The organism is Nocardioides panacisoli, from assembly GCF_019448235.1.
Classification (GTDB): Bacteria; Actinomycetota; Actinomycetes; order Propionibacteriales; family Nocardioidaceae; genus Nocardioides; species Nocardioides panacisoli_A.
This window is the reverse complement of the sequence record NZ_CP080409.1, coordinates 2,282,590-2,298,333: the sequence shown is the minus strand read 5'-3', so window position 1 is coordinate 2,298,333 and position 15,744 is coordinate 2,282,590. Positions and strand designations below refer to the sequence as shown.

The window sequence follows — 15,744 nt, the reverse complement described above, 5'->3', positions numbered from 1 at the left end:
GCCTGCCATGCTGTCTCGGTCCCGTTCCCTCCGCTCCGCCGGCATCGCCGTCGCCGCCCTCGCCCTGCTGGCGAGTGGGTGCACCGGCGACGGTTCCGGGGACGGCGACGAGCAGGGCAACGGCGCGGACGCCACGGTGAGCGCGACCCCGCGCGAGAACGGGGTCTCGCCCACGGACCTGCCCACGGTGCCGCAGCTGAAGCAGGCCAAGGGCGTGGCGAGTGACGTCGAGCAGGACGGCGAGTGCACCACGGATGCGGGCAAGCAGGAGGTCGCCGGCACGTTGACCAACTCCGGCGGGCGACCGCGGGACTTCGTCATCACGGTGAGCTGGATCAACGACACCAGCGACGTGCTCGGCCGCGGCGTGGCCGTCGTCAAGGGCGTGCCGCCCAAGGAGTCCCGCGACTGGAAGGCCTCGGCCCGGGTGGTCGAGGGCGCGACGCAGTGCACCCTCAACGCCCAGGCCGGCAAGGTCGGCGGCTGAGACCCGTCGTCCCTCCCGGCGACGGGCCTCAGAAGAGGCCCACGGTCCGGCCGTCGGCGTCGATGTCGATCGACTCGGCCGCCGGGGCCGACCCGAGGCCCGGCATGGTCTGCATGTCCCCGCAGATGGCGTAGACGTAACCCGCGCCCGCCGAGAGGCGGACCTCGCGGACCGGGAGCCGCCAGCCCCTCGGCGCCCCGGTGAGCGTGGGGTCGGAGGAGAGCGACAGGTGGGTCTTGGCCATGCAGACCCCGAGGTCGCCGTACCCCGCGTCCTCGTAGGCCGCGAGGGAGCGCGCGGCGGTGGGGGCCACGTCGATCCCGTCGGCGCCGTACACCTGGGTCGCGATGGTCTCGATCTTGTCCCGCAGCGAGGCCTCGGTGGGGTGGAGGAAACAGAAGCGGGAGGGGCCGGCCGCCGCCTCGGCCACGGCCTCGGCCAGCTCGGTCGCGCCCGCCCCACCGTCGGTGAAGTGGGTGCAGACCGCGCAGCGGACGTCGGCGGTCGCCGCGATCTCGCGGACGGCGTCGAGCTCGGACCGGTGGTCGCCGGGGAAGGCGTTGACCGCCACGACCGGTGTGACGCCGTGCCGGCGCACGATCTCGATCTGTGCGAGCAGGTTCGCTGCCCCCGCCCGGACGTCGTCGGGGTTCTCGGCGAGCAGCTCCTCGGGCAACGGCCGTCCCGCGACCACCCGGTGACGGCCCGAGTGGACCTTGAGCGCCCGCACGGTCGCGACCACCACGGCGGCGTCGGGCGCCAGCCCGGATACGCGGCACTTGAGGTTGCAGAAGCGCTCGAAGCCCATGTCGGCGGCGAAGCCGGCCTCGGTGACGAGGAACTCGCCGGTGTGGATGCCGATCAGGTCGGCGACGACCGAGGAGTTGCCGGTCGCGATGTTGCCGAACGGTCCGCAGTGCACCAGGGCCGGCGTGTTCTCCAGGGTCTGCAGCAGGTTGGGCTGGATGGCCTCACGCAGCAGCACGGTCATGGCGCCGGCGCCGCGGACGTCCTCGGCCGTCACCGGTGCACCCGCTGTGGTCTGGCCCACCACGATCCGCCCCAGCCGCGCCCGGAGGTCGGACAGCGAGGTGGTCAGCGCCAGGGTCGCCATCACCTCCGAGGCGGCCGTGATGTCGAAGCCCGACTGCCGGGTCGGGCCGTCCAGCGCGCCGCCGAGGCCGGTCACCACGTTGCGGAGCCCGCGGTCGTTGACGTCGAGCACGCGACGCCACGTCACGCGGCTCGGGTCCAGGCCGGACGGGCTGCCGCGGAAGAGGTGGTTGTCGACCATCGCCGCGAGCTGGTTGTGGGCCGCCGTCACCGCGTGCAGGTCACCGGTCAGGTGGAGGTTGAGCCGCTCCATCGGGATCACCTGGCTCATGCCGCCGCCCGCGCCGCCGCCCTTGATGCCCAGCGTCGGCCCCATCGAGGGCTGGCGCACCGCGATCGTCGCGGCCCGACCGATCCGGTTGAGGCCCTGGCCGAGGCCCACGGTCGTGGTCGTCTTGCCCTCACCGAGCGGGGTCGGGGTGATCGCGGTGACGACGACGTACTTCGCCCGCGGCCGGTCGCCCAGCTCCTCGATCGCGGCGAGGTCGAGCTTCGCGACGCCCCGGCCGTGGTGCTCCAACATGTGGGGGCCGATCCCCATGGCGCCGGCCACGTCCTCGATCGGCTTCGGCGTGGCCGACCGTGCGATCGACAGGTTCGTGGTGTTCATGCGGCGTCCTCGGCGAGGTCGGCGAGCACACCGAGCCGCCACTGCTCGGTGTCGGCGACGGCGTTGAAGGTGTAGAGGTGCACGCCGGCCACGAGGTCGCCGCCGGGCTCGGCCACGTCGCCCAGCAACGGCAACGGGTCGAAGGCTCCCGGCCGCAGGACGCGCAGCATGCCGGCGTTGCCGGTGAGGAAGCGCAGCGAGGCGCCGACACCGATCCGCTGGCCGACGCGGAGCAGCCGGGTGGTCGGCACCGGCCCGGGCAGGCCGAGCAGGACCGGCAGCCCGATGCCACGGATGCGGAGCCCCGCCACCCACGCCCGCACGACGTGGGCGTCGAAGCAGACCTGGGTGACGACGTACGCCGCGTGGTCGCGCTTGTCCCACAGCGCCCGGCTCGCGACGTCGTCGGGGATCCGGGGGTGCGTCTCGGGGTAGCCGGCCACGCCCACACGCAGGTGGGGCGCGAGCCGGGAGAGCGCCGTCACCACCTCGAGCGCGCCCTCGAAGCTGCCCGCGGGCTCCGGGGCGTCGCCCGCCACGACGAAGGCATCACCGATGCCGTGCCGGGTGAGGCGGTCGACCACCTCGGCCAGCTCCGCCTCGTCGTGCAGCAGCCGCGCCGCGAGGTGCGGCACGACGCGGTGCCCCTGCGCGGAGAGGTGCTCGGCGACCTCGAGGGTGGCCGCCGTCCCGTGGGTGGGTGAGGCCGTCACGGTGAGGGTGGTCGGCGAGGGGAGGGCTGCCGCGACCTCGTCGACGATGCCGGGTAGCGGCAGCACCTCGTAGCGGGGCTGCTCCAGCCAGTGGCGCAGGGTGCGCCGGACCTCGGGGTCAGCCGGTCGAGTGCGGGACGACATCGGAGCGCTCCGCTTCCTGCCCGGCGGTGAGGTCGACCAGGTCCTGCTTGGGCACGTCCTTGGTCGGGTCCACGAACGGCTTGGGCACCACCACCGCGCCCACCCGGCCCGCGGGCGTGGTGACCTCCACCCGGGTGCCGAGCTCGGTCAGCTCGATCGGCAGCATCGCGTAGCCGATGTTGCGCTCCAGCCGCGGCGAGAAGCAGGCCGAGGTGACGGTGCCGACCTCGTCGTCCCCGTGGTGGACCGGGAAGGGCTCGATCATCGAACCGTCGTTGAAGGTGCCCAGCGGCTCGCCGCCGATCTCCACGCCGGCCAGGCGGCGGCGTACGCCCTGCTCCTTGATGCGGCGCAGCGCGGCCTTGCCGATGAAGTCGGCCTCCTGGTCCAGGCTGACCATCCAGTCATAGCCCATGCCGACCTCGAACGGGTTGGTCTCGAAGGTGATGTCGCAGCCCTGGGCGAGGATGCCGGCCTCGATGCGCCGCAGGTGGCAGGGCCCGATCACCTTCATGCCGAAGGGTTCCCCGGCGGCCCACACCGTCTCCCAGAGCCGGACGCCGTCGCGGCTGGCGTTGCGGACGTAGATCTCGAAGCCGACCTCGGCGGTGTAGCCGGTGCGGGACACCACGACGTCCATGCCGTCGAGCTGGTACTCGGCGAGGCGGTAGTAACCGATGTCCAGCACGCTCGGGCCGAACACCTCGCGCATCACCGCGGCCGAGTGCGGCCCCTGCACCTGGACGGGGCCGACGTCGGCCTCCCGGATGTGGACGTCGTACCCGAGCCCGTGGGCGACGCCGCGGGCCCAGAGCAGGATGTCGCTGTCGGCCAGGGAGAGCCAGAAGTGGTTCTCGCCCAGGCGCAGCAGGACCGGGTCGTTGAGGATGCCGCCGTCGTCGTCGGTGAGGAAGACGTACTTGCACTGGCCGACCTCGCACTTGGTCAGGTCGCGGGTGACCAGCAGGTTGGTGAAGTCGAAGGCGTCCGGCCCGGTGATCTCCACCTGGCGCTCGACGCCGGTGTCCCACAGGGTGACGCCGGTCAGCAGTGCCCAGTACTCCGCGACCGGATCGCCGTAGTGCCGCGGATGGTAGGTGCGGTTGTAGACGCTGTACATCGCCACGCCGTGCTGGCGCGAGGCGTGGAAGAACGGAGACTTGCGGATCCGCGGGTAGAGAAGGACGCGCGGGTCGGGGATCACGGTCATGGCTGCCTCCAACGGCCACCGGTGCTGATCGGTCCTGTATAGCGCTGCTCTGCGCACAACGCAATATGTTGCGTATGGCGCAACACACCGAGCGTCGATAGGATCGCCCCATGACCGAGGACCTGGGGCGACAGGCCGGTGCGCCGGTGCGATCGGTGGACCGGGCGCTGCAGGTGCTGGACATCCTCGCCCGCGACGGCGAGACCACCCTGGGGTCGCTGTCCCGGGAGCTGGGGGTGCACAAGTCGACGGTCTCCCGCCTCGTGGACGTGCTGGCTCGACACGACCTGGTCGCCGTCCCCGACGGCGTGGGCGGCTACCGCTTGGGTGTCGGTTGTCTGCGGCTGGCGTCGGCGACCGCGGGCGGCCTGAGCGTCAGCGCGGTCGCGCAGTCGGTCTGCGACGAGCTCGCGGCCGACCTGGACGAGACCTGCAACGTCGCCATCCTCAGTGAGCGCATGGCGGTCAACGTGTGCCAGGCCGAGGGGACCACGACGATCGCCATGCGGAACTGGATCGGCCAGAGCACCTCGCCCCACGCCACGTCCAACGGCAAGGTCCTGCTGGCCCACCTGACCGATGCGGAGCTGCGCGAGGTCGTGGTCGGTCGGCTCCCGCGCTTCACGGCCCGCACCATCGCCACCCGCGACGAGCTCCGCAGGGAGCTGGCCGCCATCCGCACGCAGGGATACGCCTATGCGCGCGAGGAGTACGAGGAGGGCCTGCAGGCCGTGGCCGCGCCGATCCGGGACCACACCGGCCGGGTCGTCGCCGCGCTCAGTGCGGCCGGCCCGGTCTACCGCCTCAGCGACGCGGAGTTCCCCCGTGTCCGCGACGCCGTCATCCGCGCCGCCGACGAGGTCTCCCGCCGCCTCGGCCACCGCCCGTCCGTGGCCGGCTGAGCCGTCTCGCGGCCGCCGTTGGTCGAGCCCGTCGGCGTCAACGCAGGCGCGTGCGCGCCTCAGGGCGCGTCCCGGCGGCGGCGGATCTCCTCGATGACGGCGGGGACGACCTCGTGCAGGTCGCCGATGACGGCGTAGTGCGCCCGGGTGACCATCGGCGCCTCGGGGTCGGTGTTGATCGCCACGATCGTCCGCGCGCTCGCGCAGCCGGCCCAGTGCTGGATCGCGCCAGAGATGCCGCAGGCGAGGTAGAGGTCGGGGGAGATGCGGCTGCCCGTCTGGCCGACCTGCTCGTGGTGCGGACGCCAGCCGTTGCCGGTCACGACCCGGGAGACGCCGAGTGCGCCGCCCACCAGGTCGGTCAGTTCCAGGAGGTCGGCGAACCCGTCCGCACTGCCCACGCCCCGGCCGCCGCCGACCACCACGCGGGCCGAGGTCAGGTCGCCGGAGAGGTCCGGCGGGGGCGGCTCGGCGGAGACCACCCGCGCGACCAGGTCGGCCCCGGGCACCTCGGGTCGGCAGGGCACCAGCCGTCCGGCGCCCGGCTCCGCCGCGGGGCGAGCCTCGACCGCGTGGCCGGCGACGGTGAGGATCGCCGGGTCCTCGTCCAGGACCATGTCCTCGAGCACCGCCCCGTTCATCACCTGCCGGGTCACGGTCAACGGCCCCGATCCCTCCGCGGCGACCACGTTGGCCGCCATGGCCACGCCGCCACGCGCCGCGACGTGGGCCAGTACCTCCATGCCGCGCGGGGTCCCGGCCGCGACGACGACGCCAGCGCCGGTGTCGCGGCATACGGCCTCGACCGCGGTGGCCCACACGGCGCCGCCGTAGGCGTCGAAGGCCTCGCCGGTGGCGTGGTGCAGGTCGCGGACGCCGTACGCCGCCGCCTGCTCGACCGCGGTGTCGGCAGGACACGACGGGGCGCCGACCAGGACGGCATCGACCGGGGCGCCTCCGCTCTCGCCGGCGAGGCCACGGGCGAGGGTCAGCGCCTCGCGCGAGGTCTCGGTCAGTCCGTCGGGCTCGGTCTCGAGGAACACCAGGATCACCGCAGCACCCCCAGCTGTTCGAGGAGGTCGACGAGTGCGGGCGCAGCGCCGGGGCCGTCGCCGAGCACCTGCACCTCGCTCGGTTGGGGCGGGGGGAGCCGCAGCCGCACCCGACTCGCGCCACCGAAGTCGGTGACCGGCTTGCGGTCCTCGACCTCCACCTTCCGGGCCCGCATGCGGCCCGGCACCGACGGGTACCGCGGCTCGACGCCGCCCTCGAGGACCGTCACCACGGCCGGCAGGGGGACGCGGTAGGTCTCGTGGCCGCTGGAGGCATGGACGCGCGCGACCACGTCGTCGTCCTCGACCTCGACGGTGACGGCGCCGTTGACCACCGGCCACCCGAGCTCGTGGGCGAGCCGGATGCCGACCTGGAAGTCGCCGCTGTCGGCCGCGTCGTTGCCGAGCAGCACGAGGTCGTGGGGTCGACCCGCTGCCGTGTGGGCGCGCACCACCTCGGCGAGCTCGGCCGCCACGTCCCGCGGACCGTAGGTCGTCGGGTCGGCGTGGACGTGGGTCGCGGCGGTGCACCCGACCGAGAGGGCCGCCCGGAGCTGGTCGACCGCGTCGTCGCTGCCGACCGTCACGACGGTCGCCGTCCCGGTCGTGGCGTGGGCGGCACGCACGGCGAGCTCGACGGCGCACTCCTCGTGGGCGCTGACGGTGAACCCGGCGTGGCGACCGTCGACAGCCTGCGCGTCCTCGGTGAGGACGACCTCGCCGGTCGCGTCGGCGACGCGCTTGATGCAGACCAGGACGTCGGTCATCGGATGCGCTCGTTGTCGGGGTCGAACAGCGCGGTGGCGTCGATCGAGCGCACCGTCACCGGGTAGTGCTCCTCCATGTAGGAGACGAGCAGCTCGTTGCCGATCACGGCCTCGGCCGGTGGTAGGTAGGCCAGCAACACGTGTCGCCCCAGCGACGGTGCCGACCCGGCCGAGGTCGCGTAGGGGTGGCGCCCGTGGCCGTCGGTCAGCGGGCTGCCGTCGCGGGCGAGGATGGGCTCGCCGCCGAGCATGTAGCGCTCGGTCCCCGACCTCGAGGTGTGGTCCTCGACGGTGAGGGTGCACAGCACGGTGCGCGGCGCCTCGTCGCGCTGGCGCAGGTAGGGCTCCTTGCCCACGAAGTCCGCGGCCTTCACCTTCGGGCGCTGCATGCCGGCCTCGACGACGGTCCGCTCGGAGTCGAGCTCGGCGCCGTAGGCGCGGTAGCCCTTCTCGATCCGACCGGTCGTGCCGTAGACGCCGATGCCGACCGGGCGGGCGTCGTACGCCGCCCCCTCCTCGAGCAGGGCGTCCCACACCGCGGCGGCGCCGCCACGGGGCGCGTGGAGCTCCCAGCCGAGCTCGCCGACGTAGGAGATCCGCGAGGCCAGCACGGGTACCTCGGCCGCGCCGGTTGCGACGGCGATCTCGCGGCAGGTGAGCATGCCGAAGCCCTCGTGGGACACGTCGTCGCTGGTGAGCGCGGCCAGGATGTCGCGTGCCCGGGGACCCCACAGCCCGATCGTGGAGATCTCGTCCGTGCGGTCGGTCAACACGGTGTCGAGGATCGCCGTTGGTCGAGCCTGTCGAGACCGTGTCGCCGCCACGGTCACCGCATCGCGGAACCACTGCATGTCCGCCCGTCCGTGGGCGGCACCGGTGACGACGCGGAAGGTGTCCTCGGCGAGGCGCATGACGGTGAGGTCGGCCTTGAACCCGCCGGCGGCGTCGAGGACGGGGGTGTAGACGACCTTGCCGACCGGGACGTCGCACCTGGCCACGCAGGTGTGCTCGACCGTGGCGAGCGCGTCGGGTCCGGTGAGGTCGAAGACCTGGAAGGCGCTGAGGTCGATGACGCCGGCGGCCTCGCGCATCCGCAGGTGCTCGGCGTTGATGACCGGGCTCCACCAGCGCGCGTCCCACTCGTGCTCGCGCGGCATGACCGCGGCGCCGTACGTCGCGAGCAGGTCGGCGTTGGACTCGTACCAGTGGGGGCGCTCCCAGCCGCCGGCCTCGAAGAACACCGCGCCGAGCTTCTGCTGCGACTCGTGCATGGGGGAGAGGCGTCGGTCCCGGTCGGACTCGTACTGCTCGGCGGGGTGCACGATCCCGTAGGTCTTGATGAAGGACTCGCCGGCCCGCAGCCGGGTGTGTTCGCGGCGGAACTGGTGGGGGTGGAAGCGGGCGATGTCGCTGCCGTGGAGGTCGATCTCGCTGTGGCCGTGGGTGAGCCACTCCGCGACGGCGCGGCCGACGCCGGGGCCCTCCTTGATCCAGACCGCGGCGGCGGTCCAGAGTCCCTTGACCGGGCTCTCGCCGAGGATGGGGGAGCCGTCGGCGGTGAGGGAGAGCAGGCCGTTGATGGCGTAGCGCAGCTCCGCACCGTCGGCGCCGAGCAGGTCGGGCATCAGCTCGAAGGCCTGCTCGAGCTGGGGGTCGAAGTCGTCGGAGGTGAAGGGCATCTCGGTGGGGGAGAGCTTGGCCCGGTCGATGGAGGGGATGTCCTCGGGCTCGTGGAGGATCGCCCGGTGGGCATACGACCCGACCTCGACGTCGGCGCCGTGCTGGCGTTCGTAGCAGTAGTTGTCCATGTCGCGGATGATCGGGAAGTTGATCTCCCCGGGGCGCTCGGCGAACTGTGGGCACGGGCCGATGCTGACCATCTGGTGCACGGTCGGGGTGAGCGGGATGCTGACGCCGGCCATGTCGCCGATCTTCGGGCTCCAGACGCCGCAGGCGATGACGACGTACGCCGTCTCGATGTCGCCGCGGTCGGTGCGGACGCGACGGACCCGACCGTCCTCGACGTCGAGTCCGGTGACCTCGACGTTGGGCGCGACGGTGAGGGCGCCGGCCTCGATCGCCGCGTCGCGCATCAGGGTGCCGGCCTGCAACGAGTCGACGACGCCGACGCCCGGCGTCCAGAAGGCGCCGAGGAACTGGTCGGTCTCGACGTAGGGCACCAGCTCCCGGACGAGTTCCGGCGACACGAGCTCGGCCTCGATGCCCCAGGCGCGGGCGCTGGACATCCGTCGTCGCAGTTCCTCCATGCGTTCCTCGGTGCGGGCGAGCTCGAAGCCGCCGGACCGGGTGAACACGCCGAGCTCGCGGTACTGCCGCACCGAGTCGAGCGTCAGGTCGGTGATCTCGCGGGAGTGGTCGACGGGGAAGATGAAGTTCGAGGCGTGGCCGGTCGAACCGCCCGGGTTGGGCAGCGGTCCCTTGTCGACGAGGACGACGTCGCGCCACCCCAGGCGCGCCAAGTGGTGCACCAGCGAGTTGCCGACGATGCCGGCGCCGATCACGACGATGTCGGCCGAGGCGGGGACCTGGGTCATGGGACCTCCCGGTGCAGTTGCGCATCACGCAACGGGATGCGTAGAGCGCGTCAGTTCTAGAATCGCGCGCGTTCACAGGGGTGTCAACGGATCCGTGTGCCACGATGTCGGTACACGGACGCGTTCGGGTGTGCACGACTGGAGGGGAGTCCCATGGTTCAGCAGCCGAAGAGGAAGCCCGGCGACCCGAACCCGACGCCCCGGCCCGTCACCAACACCGACTGGCACGCCGGTGGGCGTGGCCACGACTACGGGATCGCCCGCGCCCTCGGTGCATTCCTCGACTGGCGCAAGCGCCGCAAGGACGTCAAGGCCCGGGGACGCGACTCCGAGCGCTAGGTCGGCGGGCGGGGGGCGGCCCGGTGTCAGCTGCGCGTGCGGAGCATCTCGAGGAGGCCGGGGTCGAGGACCAGGGCGCCTGCGGAGACGGCCGCCACGGCGACGGCCGCGATCGCGGCACGTACGAGGTGACGGTGGCGCCGCGACGACGGCGTCGAGGGCGCCACGTCGGCGAGGGTGCCGCGCAGGGACGACCAGACCTCGCGCGCCTCCGAGGTCGAGAGCACCGGTGCGGCGGCGATCACGACGTCCTCGAGGGTGCCCGGCGAGACGACCAGCACTCCGCTGACCTCTTCGGCCACGTCGCCGATGTTGCGCAGGCACAGCACGGGGCGGACGTGGCGGCGGTAGCGCGCCGGGAGCATCGCGCCGACCGCGGCCGCGTCGGTCGTGCAGGCGGCCAGGGTGGCGTCGAGCTGGCGGTCGTGCGCGTCGCGGATGGCGGGAGCCGGCAGACCGGGCGAGGTCGGCAGGTAGCGGATCACGTACGCGCCACTGGGGCCGACCAGCACGTGGTCGAGGACCAGTGTCGCCGGCTCGGTCGCGTGGACGTGGTGCAGGTGCCACCAGTATCGCTGTGGCAGTCCCTCGAGATCCCGGCCGCGCGCCGGTGTCGCCCCCCTCATGGGGCTGAGGGTAGGTGTCCGCGGGGGAGAGTGGAGGCGGATTCGCAGGATTGCCCCCGTGCGCGGCGCCGCGTCGCCGATCACACTCAGACTTGATGGGAACAGACTCAAGTTTCCTTACGTTATGTCTGGCGAGAGCCCGCCGTGGCGACCGCTCCCATCGGGTCGGTGGACGGTCGCGGGGCGGGCACGACACCACCAGGGACGCGCGTCAGGAAGGGACCGTCGATGAGCCAGTTCTCGGCCGAGAAGTTCACCACCCGCAGCCGTGAGGCGATCGAGGCTGCCCAGCTCGCCGCCACCACGAGCGGCCACTCCCACACCGAACCCGTCCACCTCCTCGCCACCCTCCTGGGGCAGGCCGAGGGCACCGCGCGGGCGCTGGTGACCAAGGCCGGCGTCGACGCCGACGCCCTCACCCGCCGCGCCGACGAGGCCGTGCGCGCCCTCCCCAGCGCGAGCGGCACGACCGTCGCCCAGCCCACCGCCTCGGCCGCCCTCACCCGCGTGCTCGCCGCAGCCCTGGAGTCGGCGACCTCGCTCAAGGACGACTACGTCGCCACCGAGCACCTGCTCATCGCGTTGGCCGGCGTCGAGTCCGGCGCCCAGCAGCTGCTCACCGACGCCGGCCTCAGCGAGTCCGGCCTCCGCGACGGCCTCACCTCCGTGCGCGGCAACCGTCGCGTCACCAGCCCCGACGCCGAGTCCACCTACGAGGCGCTGGAGAAGTACTCCGTCGACCTCACCGAGGCGGCCGAGGCCGGGCGCCTCGACCCGGTGATCGGCCGCGACGCCGAGATCCGCCGCGTCGTGCAGGTGCTGAGCCGACGCACCAAGAACAACCCCGTCCTCATCGGCGACCCCGGCGTCGGCAAGACCGCCGTCGTCGAGGGCCTCGCGCAGCGTGTCGTCGACGGCGACGTCCCCGACAGCCTCAAGGGCCGCCGGGTGCTGGCGCTCGACCTCGCCGCGATGGTGGCCGGCGCGAAGTACCGCGGTGAGTTCGAGGAGCGGCTCAAGGCCGTGCTGGAGGAGATCAAGGACGCCGGCGGCCGGGTCATCACCTTCATCGACGAGCTGCACACCGTCGTCGGTGCCGGCGCCTCGGGCGAGGGCGCCATGGACGCCGGCAACATGCTCAAGCCCATGCTGGCGCGCGGCGAGCTGCACATGATCGGTGCCACGACGCTGGACGAGTACCGCGAGAACATCGAGAAGGACGCCGCGCTCGAGCGCCGCTTCCAGCAGGTCCTGGTCGGCGAGCCCAGCGTCGAGGACACCGTGCAGATCCTGCGCGGCATCCAGGAGAAGTACGAGGCCCACCACGGAGTCCGCATCACCGACGCCGCGCTGGTCGCCGCCGCCACGCTGTCCGACCGCTACATCACCGGCCGCCAGCTCCCCGACAAGGCCATCGACCTCGTCGACGAGGCCGCCAGCCGGCTGCGCATGGAGATCGAGTCCTCCCCCGAGGAGATCGACCAGCTCCGCCGCCAGGTCGACCGGATGAAGATGGAGGAGTTCTCGCTGGCCAAGGAGGAGGACGACGCCTCCCTCGAGCGGTTGGCGACCCTCCGCGGCGAGCTCGCCGACCGCGAGGAGGAGCTCCGCGCGCTGGAGGTCCGCTGGGAGCAGGAGAAGGCCACCCTCGAGGGCGAGGGCGAGCTCCGTCGTCAGCTCGACCAGCTGCGCAGCGAGGCCGAGAAGCTGCAGCGCGAGGGTGACCTCGGCAAGGCCAGCGAGATCCTCTACGGCCAGATCCCGCAGCTGGAGAAGCAACTCGCAGAGGTCTCGACAGGCTCGACCAACGGGCAGTCGGTGGTTGAACCTGTCGAAACCCCCCTGGTCGGCGAGGAGGTCGGCGCCGAGCAGGTCGCCGAGGTCATCGAGGCCTGGACCGGCATCCCCACCGGTCGCATGCTGCAGGGCGAGACCGCCAAGCTGCTGGAGATGGAGTCGGTCCTGGGCGAGCGGCTCATCGGCCAGCGGCGCGCCGTCGCGGCCGTCAGCGACGCCGTACGCCGTGCCCGGGCGGGGATCTCCGACCCGGACCGGCCGACGGGATCGTTCCTCTTCCTCGGCCCCACAGGCGTCGGCAAGACCGAGCTGGCCAAGTCGCTGGCCGACTTCCTCTTCGACGACGACCGCGCGATCGTGCGCATCGACATGAGCGAGTATGCCGAGAAGCACTCGGTGGCGCGCCTGGTCGGCGCACCCCCGGGCTACGTCGGCCACGACGAGGGCGGCCAGCTCACCGAGGCGGTGCGACGCCGCCCCTACAGCGTCGTGCTGCTCGACGAGGTCGAGAAGGCCCACCCCGAGGTGTTCGACATCCTGCTGCAGGTCCTCGACGACGGCCGGTTGACCGACGGGCAGGGCCGCACCGTCGACTTCCGCAACACGCTGCTGATCCTCACCAGCAACCTCGGCTCGCACCACCTGGTCGACCCGACGACGACTGCGGAGCAGAAGCAGGAGTCGGTGATGGCGACGGTGCGGCAGAGCTTCAAGCCGGAGTTCCTCAACCGCCTCGACGAGATCGTCACCTTCGACGCGCTCGACAAGGACGACCTCGGCGAGATCGTGCGCCTGCAGCTCGCGCTGCTCGAGCGGCGACTGGCCGTGCGTCGGATCAGCATCGAGGTCACCGACGCCGCGCGCGACTGGCTCGCCGAGACCGGCTACGACCCGGCGTACGGCGCCCGCCCGCTGCGACGCCTCATCCAGACCGCCATCGGGGACCCGCTGGCGCGGATGCTGCTCTCCGGTGAGGTCGGCGACGGCGGTGCGGTCACCGTGGAGCGTGGCGAGGACGGGCTCACGCTGAAGGTGTGAATCCGGCGCCGCGGCCCGGTCCGGGGGTTGTCCCTCGGGCCGGGGCGTCGCCAGTGATCTGGTGGAATGGCGTCCATGAGTCAGGACGCGAAGGCAACCCGTCCCGGTCAGGCGACCTTCGCCGGGTGGCTGATCCTCGGCGGGTCGGTCATCGTGGTGATCACCGCGTGGCAGCGGATCTCGGGCCTGACCTCGATGGAGACGCGGGAGAACCTGCAGTCACTGCTCACCGAACCGCCGCTGGCCGGCACGGGCATGGAGCTGGGCGACCTCACCATGCTGGTGCGCATCGGCTGCATGGCCGCGGCCGCGGCGGCCACCGCCGCCGCCATCCTCGGCTTCCACGCGCTGCGCCGCTCCACCAGCGCCCGGCTCGCGCTGAGCTTCCTCGCGCCCGTGCTGCTCGTCGGCGGGTTTGCCACGGCGGGCTTCTTCGCGCCGATCGTGGTCGCGGGCATCGTCATGCTCTGGCTCACGCCGTCCCGGGAGTGGTTCGCCGGCCAGCCGTGGCGCCACAAGGTCACCCCGCCGCAGCGGACCCCCACGGGCAGCACCCCCAACCAGCAGCGTGTCGACCCCGGGTTGCCCGATCCCTTCACCAAGCCCGAGCAGGACGCCGAGCAGGGCAACGAGCCGGCCGGCGGCCACGGCGCCCCGCAGCAGCAGCCTACCACCCCCTCCGCGCCGGCCGCGGTGAGCGGGTTCGGCTCCACGCAGACCGCGCAGGCGCCGTACGCCGCCCCGCCGGCCCCGCGGCGCAGCCGCCCGATGGCGCTGGTGTGGGCCTGCGCCGTCGTGTGGTCGATGAGCGCCCTGGTGAGCGCGATGATGCTGCTGCTCACCGGTGTCCTCCTGGTCGCGCGGGAGGAGTTCTTCGCCGAGGTCGAGCGCCAGCAGCCCGACTTCGACTTCCAGGGCTTCGGTCGCGACGAGATCGCGACCGGTGTCTTCTCACTGACCGCGTTCGTGGTGGTCTGGAGTGCGATCGCGATCGTCCTCGCCGTGCTCGCCTTCCGCGGCAGCAACGGGGCCCGGGTGGCGCTGATCGCCTCGACGGTCGGCGTGGGTGTCGTGTGCCTGGCGACCGTGCTGGCCAGTCCGCCGTCGCTGGTGGTGGTGGCCGCGGCCGCCGCGACCACGTGGCTGCTGCTGCGGCCCGACGTCGTCGGCTGGTTCCGCGACCGGTAGGTCACCCGCGGGCGACCATCAGGCGCTGAGGTCGGCCGCCGCCAGCTTGTCCGCGGCGCGGTCGATGACCTCGGCCTCCTTGCAGAACGCCCACCGCACCAGCTGGCGCCCGGCGCCCGGCGCGTCGGGGTCGTCGTAGAAGACCTCCGCGGGCACGGCGACCACGCCCGCCCGCTCGGGCAGGGCGAGGCAGAAGTCCATCCCGCTGTCCCAGCCCAGGTGTGACACGTCGGTCGTCGCGAAGTACGTCCCCTGTGGCACGTACGCCGTCAGCCCGGCCCGCGAGAGGCCGTCGACCAGCAGGTCGCGTCGCTGCTGGAGGCTGTCGGCCAGCTGGCGCGGGAAGTCGGGGTGCTCGTCCAGGGCCAGCGCGATCGCCGGCTGCAGCGGTGCGCCGGAGGTGAAGGTCAGCCACTGCTTGGCACCGATGAGGGCACGCACCAGCGGTGCGGGCCCGGTGGCCCAGCCGACCTTCCAGCCGGTGAAGGAGTAGGACTTGCCGGCGCTGGACAGCGTCAGGGTGCGGTCGCGCATCCCCGGCAGCGTCGAGAGCGGCACGTGCTCGGCGTCGTCGAAGGTGAGGTGCTCGTAGACCTCGTCGGTGACCACGAGCAGGTCGTGCTCGATCGCGAGGCGCGCGACCGCCTCGAGCTCGTCGCGGCCCAGCACCGTGCCGGTCGGGTTGTGCGGCGTGTTGAGCAGGATCATCCGCGTCCGGTCCGTGACCGCGCCGGCGAGCTCGTCGACGTCGAGCCGGAAGTGCGGCGGCCGCAGGGTGACCGGGCGGCGTACGGCGCCGGCGAACTGGAGCATCGCGGGGTAGGAGTCGTAGTAGGGCTCCATGACGATGACCTCGTCGCCGGGGTCGACCAGGCCCAGGATCGCGGCGGCGATACCCTCGGTGCAGCCGGTCGTGGCGACCACTTCGGTGTCGGGGTCGAGCTCGATGCCGTAGTGCCGCTGCTGGTGGCGCGCGACCGCCTCGCGCAGGGCCGGCACCCCGACGCCGGGGGCGTACTGGTTGGCGCCGTCCTGCAACGCCGCGACCGCGCGGGCGACGACCTCGGGCGGCCCGTCCACGTCGGGGAAGCCCTGCCCGATGTTGATGGCTCCGGTCCGCACGGCGAGTGCGGACATCTCGGCGAAGATGGTCGGCGGGATGCCGTCGAGGCGGCGGGCTCCGATGCGCACCTCACCGACCCT

13 protein-coding genes are annotated in these 15,744 nt (G+C 72.7%); 5 read left to right on the top strand and 8 right to left on the bottom strand.

Going from position 1 to position 15,744, the window contains the following annotated elements; genetic code table 11:
* The first annotated feature begins 7 nt into the window (after window positions 1-7).
* The gene (locus KUV85_RS11290) at window positions 8-487 is read left to right on the top strand and encodes an FxLYD domain-containing protein (protein ID WP_219959993.1); all 480 of its coding nucleotides are present in this window, start codon (window positions 8-10) and stop codon (window positions 485-487) included.
* Window positions 488-515: 28 nt separating this feature from the next.
* Here the strand turns inward: KUV85_RS11290 and KUV85_RS11285 are convergent, their stop codons facing one another.
* Genes KUV85_RS11285 through KUV85_RS11275 form a run of 3 tightly spaced genes read right to left on the bottom strand, consistent with a single transcriptional unit; the run spans window position 516 to window position 4,277 of the window.
* The gene (locus tag KUV85_RS11285) at window positions 516-2,210 is read right to left on the bottom strand and encodes a formate--tetrahydrofolate ligase (protein ID WP_219959992.1); all 1,695 of its coding nucleotides are present in this window, start codon (window positions 2,208-2,210) and stop codon (window positions 516-518) included.
* Window positions 2,207-3,067, bottom strand: a complete 861-nt coding sequence (locus tag KUV85_RS11280) for a methylenetetrahydrofolate reductase (RefSeq protein WP_219959991.1) — start codon at window positions 3,065-3,067, stop codon at window positions 2,207-2,209. The genes KUV85_RS11285 and KUV85_RS11280 overlap by 4 nt, the downstream gene beginning before the upstream one ends.
* Complete coding sequence (locus KUV85_RS11275) at window positions 3,042-4,277, bottom strand: glycine cleavage T C-terminal barrel domain-containing protein (RefSeq protein ID WP_219959990.1); 1,236 nt, start codon at window positions 4,275-4,277, stop codon at window positions 3,042-3,044. Before KUV85_RS11275 ends, KUV85_RS11280 begins: the two co-directional genes overlap by 26 nt.
* A gap of 110 nt (window positions 4,278-4,387) precedes the next feature.
* Between KUV85_RS11275 and KUV85_RS11270 the strand changes: the two genes are divergently transcribed.
* The gene (locus tag KUV85_RS11270; protein ID WP_219959989.1) at window positions 4,388-5,179 is read left to right on the top strand and encodes an IclR family transcriptional regulator; all 792 of its coding nucleotides are present in this window, start codon (window positions 4,388-4,390) and stop codon (window positions 5,177-5,179) included.
* A 59-nt stretch (window positions 5,180-5,238) separates the two neighbouring features.
* Here the strand turns inward: KUV85_RS11270 and KUV85_RS11265 are convergent, their stop codons facing one another.
* Genes KUV85_RS11265 through KUV85_RS11255 form a run of 3 tightly spaced genes read right to left on the bottom strand, consistent with a single transcriptional unit; the run spans window position 5,239 to window position 9,553 of the window.
* Window positions 5,239-6,231: an electron transfer flavoprotein subunit alpha/FixB family protein gene (locus tag KUV85_RS11265; RefSeq protein ID WP_219959988.1), complete on the bottom strand. Its 993-nt coding sequence runs from the start codon at window positions 6,229-6,231 to the stop codon at window positions 5,239-5,241.
* Entirely contained in the window at window positions 6,228-6,998 is a 771-nt protein-coding gene (locus tag KUV85_RS11260) for an electron transfer flavoprotein subunit beta/FixA family protein (protein WP_219959987.1), read from the bottom strand. The genes KUV85_RS11265 and KUV85_RS11260 overlap by 4 nt, the downstream gene beginning before the upstream one ends.
* The gene (locus KUV85_RS11255; RefSeq protein WP_219959986.1) at window positions 6,995-9,553 is read right to left on the bottom strand and encodes a GcvT family protein; all 2,559 of its coding nucleotides are present in this window, start codon (window positions 9,551-9,553) and stop codon (window positions 6,995-6,997) included. Before KUV85_RS11255 ends, KUV85_RS11260 begins: the two co-directional genes overlap by 4 nt.
* A 153-nt stretch (window positions 9,554-9,706) precedes the next feature.
* Between KUV85_RS11255 and KUV85_RS11250 the strand changes: the two genes are divergently transcribed.
* Window positions 9,707-9,892 (top strand): hypothetical protein, encoded by a 186-nt coding sequence (locus tag KUV85_RS11250; RefSeq protein WP_219959985.1) that lies wholly within the window; start codon window positions 9,707-9,709, stop codon window positions 9,890-9,892.
* A gap of 26 nt (window positions 9,893-9,918) precedes the next feature.
* On the opposite strand, the gene KUV85_RS11245 is transcribed toward KUV85_RS11250, so the two are convergent.
* Window positions 9,919-10,518 carry a hypothetical protein gene (locus KUV85_RS11245; RefSeq protein WP_219959984.1) on the bottom strand — a complete coding sequence of 200 codons (600 nt, stop codon included), beginning with the start codon at window positions 10,516-10,518 and terminating at the stop codon, window positions 9,919-9,921.
* 228 nt (window positions 10,519-10,746) lie between these two features.
* Here KUV85_RS11245 and clpB point away from each other — a divergent pair, with 228 nt between their 5' ends.
* Window positions 10,747-13,353 carry an ATP-dependent chaperone ClpB gene (gene clpB / locus KUV85_RS11240; RefSeq protein WP_219959983.1) on the top strand — a complete coding sequence of 869 codons (2,607 nt, stop codon included), beginning with the start codon at window positions 10,747-10,749 and terminating at the stop codon, window positions 13,351-13,353.
* Window positions 13,354-13,428: 75 nt separating this feature from the next.
* Window positions 13,429-14,541 (top strand): hypothetical protein, encoded by a 1,113-nt coding sequence (locus tag KUV85_RS11235; RefSeq protein ID WP_219959982.1) that lies wholly within the window; start codon window positions 13,429-13,431, stop codon window positions 14,539-14,541.
* 18 nt (window positions 14,542-14,559) lie between these two features.
* Here the strand turns inward: KUV85_RS11235 and KUV85_RS11230 are convergent, their stop codons facing one another.
* Window positions 14,560-15,732, bottom strand: coding sequence for a pyridoxal phosphate-dependent aminotransferase (locus KUV85_RS11230; RefSeq protein WP_219959981.1), 1,173 nt, complete (start codon window positions 15,730-15,732; stop codon window positions 14,560-14,562).
* Window positions 15,733-15,744 lie beyond the last annotated feature (12 nt).